Annotated in this window: 7 protein-coding genes; 5 read left to right on the top strand and 2 right to left on the bottom strand. The window is 74.6% G+C overall.

Annotated elements, in window-relative coordinates; genetic code table 11:
- Positions 1-186: 186 nt before the first annotated feature.
- Positions 187-3039, bottom strand: a complete 2853-nt coding sequence (locus ACWDBE_RS22295) for an FtsK/SpoIIIE domain-containing protein (protein WP_449808856.1) — start codon at positions 3037-3039, stop codon at positions 187-189.
- A 381-nt stretch (positions 3040-3420) separates the two neighbouring features.
- Between ACWDBE_RS22295 and ACWDBE_RS22290 the strand changes: the two genes are divergently transcribed.
- The 3 genes from ACWDBE_RS22290 to prfB all read left to right on the top strand — a co-directional run bounded on the left by ACWDBE_RS22290 (position 3421) and on the right by prfB (position 8095).
- The gene (locus ACWDBE_RS22290; RefSeq protein WP_449792201.1) at positions 3421-5337 is read left to right on the top strand and encodes a protein kinase domain-containing protein; all 1917 of its coding nucleotides are present in this window, start codon (positions 3421-3423) and stop codon (positions 5335-5337) included.
- Positions 5338-5624: 287 nt separating this feature from the next.
- Complete coding sequence (locus ACWDBE_RS22285) at positions 5625-6878, top strand: serine/threonine-protein kinase (protein WP_449792200.1); 1254 nt, start codon at positions 5625-5627, stop codon at positions 6876-6878.
- Between the two features lie 104 nt (positions 6879-6982).
- Complete coding sequence (gene prfB, locus ACWDBE_RS22280; RefSeq protein ID WP_449792199.1) at positions 6983-8095, top strand: peptide chain release factor 2; 1113 nt, start codon at positions 6983-6985, stop codon at positions 8093-8095.
- 77 nt (positions 8096-8172) lie between these two features.
- Here the strand turns inward: prfB and ACWDBE_RS22275 are convergent, their stop codons facing one another.
- On the bottom strand, positions 8173-8367 hold the full coding sequence (locus ACWDBE_RS22275; RefSeq protein ID WP_359904255.1) for a hypothetical protein: 195 nt from the start codon (positions 8365-8367) through the stop codon (positions 8173-8175).
- A gap of 349 nt (positions 8368-8716) precedes the next feature.
- On the opposite strand from ACWDBE_RS22275, the gene ftsE reads away from it, so the two are divergent.
- Complete coding sequence (ftsE, locus tag ACWDBE_RS22270; protein ID WP_030059730.1) at positions 8717-9406, top strand: cell division ATP-binding protein FtsE; 690 nt, start codon at positions 8717-8719, stop codon at positions 9404-9406.
- Positions 9407-9483: 77 nt separating this feature from the next.
- Positions 9484-10395 carry a permease-like cell division protein FtsX gene (gene ftsX / locus ACWDBE_RS22265; RefSeq protein ID WP_396304070.1) on the top strand — a complete coding sequence of 304 codons (912 nt, stop codon included), beginning with the start codon at positions 9484-9486 and terminating at the stop codon, positions 10393-10395.
- Positions 10396-10398: the final 3 nt, after the last annotated feature.

The raw sequence follows: 10398 nt of genomic DNA, 5'->3' as shown, positions 1-10398 counted from the left end.
CGCGCTCGCCGTGCTCCCCTTGTTCTCTTTTGTACTTCTTTTTTTTTTAGTGGTTGCCGCGGCTGCCGCCCCCCCCCCCCCCCCCCCGCTTCCTCTCCTTCGCTATTTTTGGGCGGGCCCGCGTCAGAGGCCGTTGCCGCTTCGGCGGGGCCGAAGCGGCGACGGGCGGGCGGGCCCGACCGGACCTCAGCGGGCGGCGGCGCGCTGGAGGGCGCTGGCGAGGAGGGCGAGGTCGGTGGGGCCGTTGCCGAGTTCGCGGACCGGGCGGCGGGCCGGCGGGGCGCCGAGCTGCAGCGGGTCTATGGCGACGACGGTGGGCCGCAGGGTGGCGGTGCGCGGGATGCGGCCGCTGATCCGGGCGGTCTGGAAGGCGCTGACCCCGCCGTCGGGCAGGCGGAGGTAGCCGCGGCCGGGGGTGTCCTCGGGCAGGGCGGCCGCGTCGCCGAGGTGGATCAGCAGGTCGGAGTCGGCCGGGTCGTCGGTGCGCAGGGCGATCCGGAGCAGCGCGGCCTCGTCCACCTCGGTGCCGGCGCTGTCCTCCGGACGGCCGGTGGCGACGGCGAGGTGGACGCCGAGCGGCCCGCCCCGGCGGGCGACGGCGGCCAGCGCGCGGGCGAGCGGGCGGCCGGCGGCGGAGGTGGGGGAGAGCAGGGCGTCGTAGTCGTCGACGACGACGACCAGCCGGGCGGGTGCGGGTGCGGGTGCGGGCGCGGGGCCGGTCGGGCGGGGGCCCTCCGCGCTGCGCGGCGGGATGATCCGGGGCGTGGTGGCCGCCCCGCCACCCACGGCGGCGGGAACCGGGACCTTGGCGCGTTCCGCATCCTCCTCCGGTCCGTCCAGGCTCTGTGCGTCCAGGATCCGCGCGGCGTGCCAGGACGCGAAGTCCAGTCCGTCGAACAGCCGCTCCCGCAGGGCGAGTTCGTCTTCCAGCGCCTCGGCCGCGAGCAGGGCGGCGCGCGGGTCGGCGGCGGCGTTGACCCGGCCGGTGACGTGCGGCAGTTCGGTGCAGCCGTCCAGTCCGTCCTGGCCGTCCGTGACGGCCCGGCCCTCGATGATGGTGACGGCCAGCCGCTCGGGCCGCTCGGAGACGGCGAGCGAGGCGACCAGGGTCCGCAGCAACTCGGTCTTGCCGGAGCCGCGGGCGCCGCCGATCAGCAGGTGCGGGCCGCCCGGGTCGGGGGAGGGGAGGGTGAGTTCCGGGTCGGCCAGGTCGAGCGTGCAGAGCTCGTCCCGGGTGGTGCCGAGCAGGGCGGTGGCGGCGCCGATGCCGCCGGCGTGCGCCTCCCAGCGGGTGGACAGCTTGGCCGGGGTGACGGTGTCGAGCTGGAGCAGGTCGAGCAGCCGCAGGGCGTCGGGCAGCGGGCCGCGGACGGCCGGGGCGGCCTCGCGCAGCGGGGCGAGGACCCGGGCCAGCCGTTCGGCCCAGGCGTCCGAGACGGCGTCCAGCGAGACCTCGTGCAGGGTCTCCCGGCCGCGGGCGACCGGGCGGTCCAGCGAGAGCTGGGTGCCGACCTCGCCGGTGATCAGGGCGGTGGCGCCGAGACCGCGGGGGAGCAGCTCGGGCTGTTCGGCGAGGCAGATCGGGAAGATGCCGACCGCCGGGCCCTGGCGCAGCAGCAGGTCGAGGGCCTGTCGGGCGGCCTCGCCGGCCGGGCGGCCGTCCACCACGACGACGGTGGCGGGCTGGCCGCCGAGGCCGCTGGGGCCGCTGAGCCGGGCGGTGAGCTCGGTCAGCCGGGCGGTGGCCTGCTCGTCGTCGAGGCCGATCAGCAGTCGGCAGTCCTGGCCGTCGACCGGGCGAAGGTGGGGCAGCCACAGGGCCCAGGCCCAGGTGTCGGCGCGTTCCTCGGCGGCGCGGGCCGGGTCGGCGTCGACCACGACCAGGCTGAGCCCGGTCGGCGGGTGCAGTGCGGCGAGCTGGGCGACGACGGCGCGGGTGAGCGCGTCCAGGCGTTCGCGCGGGCCGCTGAGGCCGAGGCTGCCGGCGGTCTGGAGGTCGAGGGTGACGGGGACGGCGGGGAGCATGGTGCCGGGGGTGGTGCCGGGGCCGCCGGGGCGGTCGGCGGTGCCGAGGCGCAGGGTGAGCGCGTCGGGGTGGCCGGGGCCGCGCTCCCAGAGCCGGGGGCCGGGGCCGACGGCGTTGAGCAGCAGGGTGGCGAGGTCGGGCCAGCGTTCGCGCTGGGCGGCGGTCTGGCGCAGCCGCACCGCGGCGTGGTGGCGTTCGGCGCTCTCCTGGGCGGGCGGCTCGGCGGCGCGGCCGGGCAGCAGGGAGAACAGGCCGCGGCTGCGGCCGGGCGCGGGTTCGGGGGCAGCGGGCGGCTCGACCACGGGCGGCGCGGGCCGGGTCGGGCCGGGGGCGGCGGCGAGCTGGAGGTGGCCGTGGCCGTCGGGGAGGGCGGCGCGGACGGCTCCGGCGGCCTCGACCGGGTCGGGGGCGGTCACCTGGAGGGTGGACTCGCCGATCCGCAGCACGGCGCAGGGGTCCAGCGGGACGGCGGCCTCCGGCGGGCCGGGCGGGACGAGTCGGCCGTCCAGGGTGGTGCCGTTGGTGGAGCCGAGGTCGCGCACGGAGATCCGGCCGTCCTCGCCGAGGTGCAGGGAGAGGTGCAGCCGGGAGACGTCCGGGTCGTCGAGCGGGACGTCGGCCTCGGCGGAGCGGCCGACCCGGATCTCCCGGCCGTGCAGCCGGTGGACGCCGCCGGCGTCGGGGCCGCCGACCACGCGCAGCTCGGCGGCGGCGGGGGTGTCGTCGGGGTCGTCGGCGGTCGGGTCGGGCTCGTTCAGGCTGAGGACGGCGCCGTCGAGCAGCGGGGGGTGGCCGAGCAGGGTGTGCTCGTCGACCCGGTGCGCCCCGGCGTACAGGTGCACGTGGGTGGCGGCCCGCGGCCCGCGCACGCCCACGGCGCCGGCGAGCGCGCCCGCGATGGCGCCGAGCGCGGTGCCGACGGGCGCGGTGACCAGCACGTCCACGTAGGGGATGGCGGAGCCGGCGGCGGACGGGCCGCTGCGCGGTCGGAGGACGGTCAGCCGGATCTGCATCTCGCCCGCGGGTCCCTTCTGCTGGTGTGAAGCCTGGTACCGCTGCCCGGGGCCGTGGGCACCGTTGGGCCACACGAGTGGCGAGTGTCCATCCTGCCATCCGTCGAGGACGGTCCGCGCACCGTACCGGATTTGACGATCTTGCGATCATCGCCGTGGCGGGGGCGACGGGGAGTCAGGTCGACCGCCCCCTCGCGGAGTGCCCCGGGACCTTCCCTAGGGGATCTCCCCCAACCCTTCCCCAGACCGTACGGATGGCCTGTCGAGCACCCCGAAATCCCGAACGGACACCGTTAGAGTGGCCGCAGACACGGGCCCGGCAGGCTCACCGCACCGGCGGAGGAGCGCCCCGCGCGGGCGGCACGGCGAGGAGTGCGACAGGTGCGGCCAGTCGGCAGCAAGTATCTGCTGGATGAGACCCTCGGGCGGGGTGCGACCGGGACCGTCTGGCGCGGCGTGGTGCGCGAGGACGTCCAGGTGCCGGGCTGCGTGCCCGGGCAGCGGGTCGCGATCAAGGTGCTGCGCGAGGAGCTGGCCGCCGACCCGGACGTGGTGATGCGCTTCCTGCGCGAGCGCTCGCTGCTGCTGCGGCTGACCCACCCCAACATCGTGCGGGTCCGCGACCTGGTCGTCGAGGGCGAGCTGCTGGCCCTGGTGATGGACCTGGTGGAGGGCCCCGACCTGGCCCGCTACCTGCGCGCCAACGGCCCGTTCAGCCCGATCGCGGGCGCCCTGCTGATGGCCCAGGTCGCGGACGCGCTGGCGGCCAGCCACGCGGACGGGATCGTCCACCGGGACCTCAAGCCGGCCAACGTGCTGCTCGCCTCCACCGTGGTGGACGGCGCCGAGCGGATGCACCCGCTGCTGACCGACTTCGGCATCGCCAGGCTCGCCGACTCCCCGGGCGTCACCCGCACCCACGAGTTCGTCGGCACCCCCGCCTACGTCGCGCCGGAGTCCGCCGAGGGGCGTCCGCAGACCTCCGCGGTGGACGTGTACGGCGCCGGGATCATGCTGTACGAGCTGGTCACCGGCCGCCAGCCGTTCCAGGGCGACAGCGCGCTCGCCGTGCTCCAGGCGCACCTGGCCCAGGAGCCGCAGCGGCCCAGCACCATGCCCGAGCCGCTCTGGACGGTGATCGAGCGCTGCCTGCGCAAGGACCCGGCCCAGCGGCCCGGCGCCACCTCGCTGGCCCGCGCGCTGCGGGTGGTCGCGGCCGGCGTCGGCGTGCACGCCTCCCCGGTGGCGGTGGACGAGGCGCTGGCGGTCGGCGCCCTGCTGCTGCCGGACCCGCAGCCCACCGCCGTCCCCTCCACCGGATCGCCGCTGCCGCCCGCGACGCTGCCGGGCGCCGTGGCCGCCGCGCCGGCGGCCCCGGGCGCCGAGGACCACACCCAGGTGCTGCCGTCGACGCCGCCGCAGTACGACCCGGCCGCGGCGACCCGGGTGATGGGCACCCAGCCGCCGCCGGCGCCCCCGCAGGGCGCCCCGGACCGCACCCGGGTGATGCCGCCCGCCGCCGTGCCGCCGCCCCCGCCCGCGGCGCCGCCGCAGGAGGAGGCGCCGCACCCGTGGCAGACCCAGTTGCGCGCGGCGCGGGACCGCAACCAGCAGACCCAGGTCGGCTACTTCGGTCCCGAGGACTACGAGGACCTCCCGCAGCCGCAGGTCGCCCCGCCGCCGTTCCAGGCCGGGCAGGGTGGGCACCCCGGGCAGGGCGGGCACCCCGGCCACCCCGGCCAGGGCGCCCCGGGCGGCCGCCCCGGGCCGCAGCAGCCCGGCGGCTACCGCCAGTCCCCGCCCCCGCCCGGCTACGCCCAGCGCCCGCCGGTGGCCCCGCCGCCGTACCAGGCGGGCCAGGGCGGTCAGGGCGGTCAGGGCGGCGGCCGACCCGGCCAGGGCGGCCGTCCGCAGCCGCCCGGCGGCTACCGGCAGGCTCCCGCCGGGTACGGGCAGTCGCAGGGCGGCTACCCACCGCCGCCTGCGCCCACCCCGGTGCCGCGCCGGGCCGAGCCGCCCGCGCCGCAGTACCGGGAGGCCCCGCCGCAGCGCCGCGAGGAGCCGCCGGCACCGGCCCGCCGTGAGCCCGCGCCGGCCCGCGAGCCGCGTCCGCGCAGCCGCAACCGGATGTACATCCCGGGGCTCGGCTGCCTCAAGGGCTGCCTGATGGTGCTGCTGGTGCTGGCCGTGGCCGGGGTGGCGCTGTGGAACTTCACGCCGCTGCCGCAGTACTGGGACAACGTCGTGGGCTGGTTCGACTCGGCGCGCGGCTGGGTGAACAGCCTCTTCGGCAAATAGCGCCGTCCGGACCGGCGCGAACGCGTTCCGGACCGGCACGAACGGATCCGGGTCGGCACGAACGCGGATCCGGGCCGGGTCCTGAGCCGATCCGGGCTCAGGCCCGTCCCGGACGGCAATATTGACGCTATGTCGACAATTCGAGAGATTTCTCGGCCGGGACTCCCGCTCAGGGCCCCCCGGGCGGCCCCCGCGGGGCCTCCGGACGCGTAGGTTGGTCGCTGTTGTCCCGCCCCACCGAGCGCGCCGGACCCCCGGAGCGCTCCCGCGCCGCCCACGGAGCAGCATTGGCACGCAAGATCGGCAGCCGGTACACCGTCCACCAGGTGATCGGCCGGGGTTCGGCCGGGACGGTCTGGCTCGGTGAGGGGCCCGACGGCCCGGTGGCGGTCAAGCTGCTGCGCGAGGACCTCGCCGCCGACCAGGTGCTGGTCGGCCGCTTCGTCCAGGAGCGCACCGCGCTGACCAGCCTCGACCACCCCCGGGTGGTCGGCGTGCGCGACATGGTGGTGGACGGCAGCGACCTCGCCCTGGTGATGGAGCTCGTCCAGGGCACCGACCTGCGCTCCCGGCTGGAACGGGACGGCGCGCTGCCGCCGCAGACCGCCGCCTCGATCATCGCCGACGTCGCCGACGGCCTGGCCGCCGCGCACGCCGCCGGCATCGTCCACCGCGACGTCAAGCCGGAGAACGTCCTGCTCGACCTCGCAGCCGCCCCCGGACCGGGCGGCGCCCCGCGCGCCAAGCTCACCGACTTCGGCGTGGCCCGCCTGGTCGACGCCCCGCGCCGCACCCGGGCCACCCGGATCATCGGCACCCCCGACTACCTCGCCCCCGAGATCATCGAGGGCCTGGAGCCGCGCGCCGCCGTCGACATCTACGCCCTCGCCACCGTGCTGTACGAGCTGTTGGCCGGCTTCACCCCGTTCGGCGGCGGCCACACCGGCGCGGTGCTGCGCCGGCACGTCACCGAGCAGGTCCCGCCGATCCCGGGCCTGCCGGACGGGCTGTGGCGGATCATCTCGGAGTGCCTGGCCAAGGCCCCCGCGTCCCGGCTGCGCGCCGCCGAGCTGGCCGCCCGGCTGCGCGAGCAGCTGCCCTCGCTGGCCGGTCTGCCGGTGCTCGCCGTGCCCGGCCAGGGCCGCGCCCCCGCCGAGGAGCAGCTGAGCCCCGGCGAGGCCGTCTACGCCGAGATCGACGCCGCCCCCGGCGCCCACAAGCGCCGGCGCGGCCCGGCCGTCCCGCTGGTGCCCGGCGCGGCCCCGGACTCCACCCGGGACACCCACACCAGCCTGCGCCGCCCGTCCGCCGACGAGCTGGCCGCGTACGCGCTCGAGTCCCGCGCCCAGCGCGTCGCCCCGGGCCACCGCCGGGACCGCCAGGCCCTGCTGCGCCGCCGCCGGCTGCTGGCCGTGCTGATCGCCACCGTGCTGCTGCTGGCGGGCGCCGCCGCGGCCTGGACGGCTTTCGCGGCCACCATCCCGGACGGCGGCCACCCGACCCGTCCGGCGGTGTCGGGCACGGCCCCGCGGGCGCCGTAGCCGCGGCCGCGGCCGCATCCGTACCACGGCGGTGGCCGCGCCCGTGGCTCCGGGGAAATCGGGGGTGTCGTCATGACCACTCCCGGAACCATTACCCTGGGGGCGTGGCAGCCGTCGATCCTTCCGAAGAGCTCAAGAACCTCGATACGACCATGGGGTCGATCGAGGCCGTCCTCGACCTGGACAAGATCCGGGCCGACATCGCGGTCCTGGAGGAGGAGGCAGCCGCCCCCACCCTGTGGGACGACGTCGCGAACGCGCAGAAGGTGACCAGCCGGCTCTCCTTCCTCCAGGGCGAACTGCGCCGGGTCGAGGGCCTGCGCAGCCGCATCGACGACCTGGGCGTGCTGTTCGAGCTCGCCGAGGCCGAGGACGACGCGGACACCCGCGCCGAGGCCGAGGTCGAGCTCGTCGCCCTCCAGAAGGCGGTCGAGGAGCTGGAGGTCCGCACCCTCCTGTCCGGCGAGTACGACGCCCGCGAGGCGCTGATCAACATCCGTGCCGAGGCCGGTGGCGTGGACGCCGCCGACTTCGCCGAGCAGCTCATGCGCATGTACCTGCGCTGGGCCGAGCGGCACGGGTACCCCACCGAGGTGTACGACACCTCGTACGCCGAAGAGGCCGGCATCAAGTCCGCGACCTTCACCGTGAAGGCGCCGTACGCCTACGGCACCCTCTCGGTCGAGCAGGGCACCCACCGCCTGGTCCGCATCTCCCCGTTCGACAACCAGGGCCGCCGGCAGACCTCCTTCGCCGGCGTCGAGGTCCTCCCGGTCGTCGAGCAGGCCGACCACGTCGACATCGACGAGGGCGACCTGCGGGTGGACGTCTACCGCGCCTCCGGCCCCGGCGGCCAGGGCGTCAACACCACCGACTCGGCGGTGCGCATCACGCACCTTCCGACCGGCATCGTGGTCTCCTGCCAGAACGAGCGCTCGCAGATCCAGAACAAGGCGTCCGCGATGAACGTCCTCCAGGCCAAGCTGCTGGAGCGGCGCCGCCAGGAGGAGAAGGCGGCGATGGACGCGCTCAAGGACAGCGGCAGCTCCTGGGGCAACCAGATGCGCTCCTACGTGCTGCACCCGTACCAGATGGTGAAGGACGTCCGCACCGCGTTCGAGGCCGGTAACCCGCAGGCCGTGCTGGACGGCGACATCGACGGCTTCATCGAGGCCGGAATCCGCTGGCGCAAGCAGCGCGAGACCAGCGCCGAGTAAGTCACCGCGTAGTCACCGAACGACGCAGAAGGCCCCCGACCGCAGCGGTCGGGGGCCTTCCCGCGTGTCCGGAAGGGTCAGGCCAGTGCCTGCCGGGCGATCAGCGCCACCGCGAGCAGGCCGGCCAGCAGGGCCAGCAGCATCGCGGGGGAGAGCGCGGCGAACGGGCTCTGCTGCTCCTGAAGCCGGGCCCGGTTGGCCCGGCACACCGGGCAACGCCCGTCGCTGACGCGGCCGTTGCAGTTGGCGCACACCAGATGGTCGCAGGTCATGCGATCTCCTCCTCGCTGCTATTGCCAACGCACCGGACGGGGCTTTGGTTCCATGCGCTGCCCTGTACGGGGGAGCGGCCGTGACACGGTCGCCCCTCCACTCTGCCAGGTTCCGGCGGTTCCGGCTCCCGGGCTGTGAGATGCCTCCCGATATTCGGGGCATAAGCGGACATTCTCTACCATGGTCGGGTCGTTGTCACGGGCGGTCCCTGCGGGCCGGTCGCCGATTCGCGTATGGTCCGAGTCCGGGAGCGGCCCTCTGCGCTCCTTTCGCCCGCCCCCGGGCCGGGCCTCCGGGGCGGACCGACCGAGGACTGGCGCCGCCTAGGATGGCCTCCGTGATGCAGCCGTGATCAGATTCGACAACGTCTCCAAGACCTATCCCAAGCAGAACCGTCCCGCCCTGGACAACGTCTCGCTGGAGATCGAGAAGGGTGAGTTCGTCTTCCTGGTCGGCTCGTCCGGCTCGGGAAAGTCCACCTTCCTGCGCCTGTGCCTGCGCGAGGAGCGCCCCAGCACCGGTGCGGTGCACGTCCTGGGCAAGGACCTCGGCAAGCTGTCCAACTGGAAGGTGCCGCACATGCGCCGCCAGCTGGGCACCGTCTTCCAGGACTTCCGCCTGCTGCCGAACAAGACGGTCGCGCAGAACGTCGCCTTCGCCCTCGAGGTGATCGGCAAGCCCAAGAGCGCCATCAACAAGGTGGTGCCCGAGGTGCTGGAGCTGGTCGGCCTCGGCGGCAAGGAGGACCGCATGCCGGGCGAGCTGTCCGGTGGTGAGCAGCAGCGCGTGGCGATCGCCCGTGCCTTCGTGAACCGCCCGATGCTGCTCATCGCGGACGAGCCCACGGGCAACCTCGACCCGCAGAACTCGGTCGGCATCATGAAGCTGCTCGACCGCATCAACCGCACCGGCACCACGGTGCTGATGGCCACCCACGACCAGGCCATCGTCGACCAGATGCGCAAGCGCGTCATCGAGCTCGACAAGGGGCTGCTCGTCCGCGACCAGGCCCGCGGCGTCTACGGGTACCAGCACTGACCGACCGGCGCTGACCCGTAGGGCCGTCGGCCCGGCCCGCCAGACCAGAGCAGTACCGACCCTGGAGTTGTTTCCGCATGCGTGCCCAGTTCGTCCTGTCGGAGATCGGTGTGGGTCTCCGACGCAACCTGACCATGACCATCGCGGTCGTGGTCAGTGTCGCGCTCTCCCTCGCCCTCGCCGGTTCCTCGCTCCTGGTCCGCGACCAGGTGAACTCCATGAAGGGGTACTGGTACGACAAGGTCGAGGTGAGCATCTACTTCTGCACCAAGGCGGACGCCCGGAACTCGCCCCAGTGCGACAAGGGCGCGGCCACCGACCAGCAGGTCCAGGACATCAAGGACCAGCTGGACAAGATGACCTCGGTGGTCCAGTCCTCGACCTACGAGAGCTCGGCCGAGGCGTACAAGCACTGGAAGGAGATGAACCCGGACAACCCGCTCATCTCCGTCCTGGGCCCGGACGCCATGCCGCAGTCCTGGCGGGTCAAGCTCAACGACCCGACCAAGTACGACGTGATCCAGAGCGCCTTCGCCGGCAAGCCGGGCGTCAAGTCGGTCGAGGACCAGCGGAAGATCCTGGAGAACCTGTTCGGCCTGCTGAACGGCCTCCAGACGGCGGCCTTCGTGATCATGGTGCTGATGCTGTTCGTCGCCCTGCTGCTGATCGTCAACACCGTCCGGGTGTCGGCGTACAGCCGACGGCGCGAGACCGGGATCATGCGCCTGGTCGGTGCCTCGAACTTCTACGTCCAGATGCCGTTCATCGCCGAGGCGGCCTTCTCGGCGCTGCTCGGCGCGGTGATGGCCTCCGGGCTGCTGATCGGCGGGCACTTCTTCGTCCAGAACTGGCTGGCCGACCGGGTGCAGTTCATCCACTTCATCGGGCTCGGCTCGGTGCTCGCGGTGATACCGCTGCTGATCGTGGTGGGTATGGGCATGGCCGGTGTCGCGGCGTTCTTCACGCTGCGCAAGTACCTCAAGGTCTGATCC

Source organism: Kitasatospora sp. NPDC001132 (assembly GCF_053598415.1).
Note: the sequence above shows the minus strand (reverse complement) of the source record. Positions and strands in the feature narration are given on the sequence as shown.

Bases quoted from the DNA above. Each gene is read 5' to 3' on its own strand.
- ACWDBE_RS22295 (WP_449808856.1), bottom strand. From the start codon at position 3,039: ATGCAGATCCGGCTGACCGTCCTCCGACCGCGCAGCGGCCCGTCCGCC.
- ACWDBE_RS22275 (WP_359904255.1), bottom strand. From the start codon at position 8,367: ATGACCTGCGACCATCTGGTGTGCGCCAACTGCAACGGCCGCGTCAGC.
- ftsX (WP_396304070.1), top strand. From the start codon at position 9,484: ATGCGTGCCCAGTTCGTCCTGTCGGAGATCGGTGTGGGTCTCCGACGC.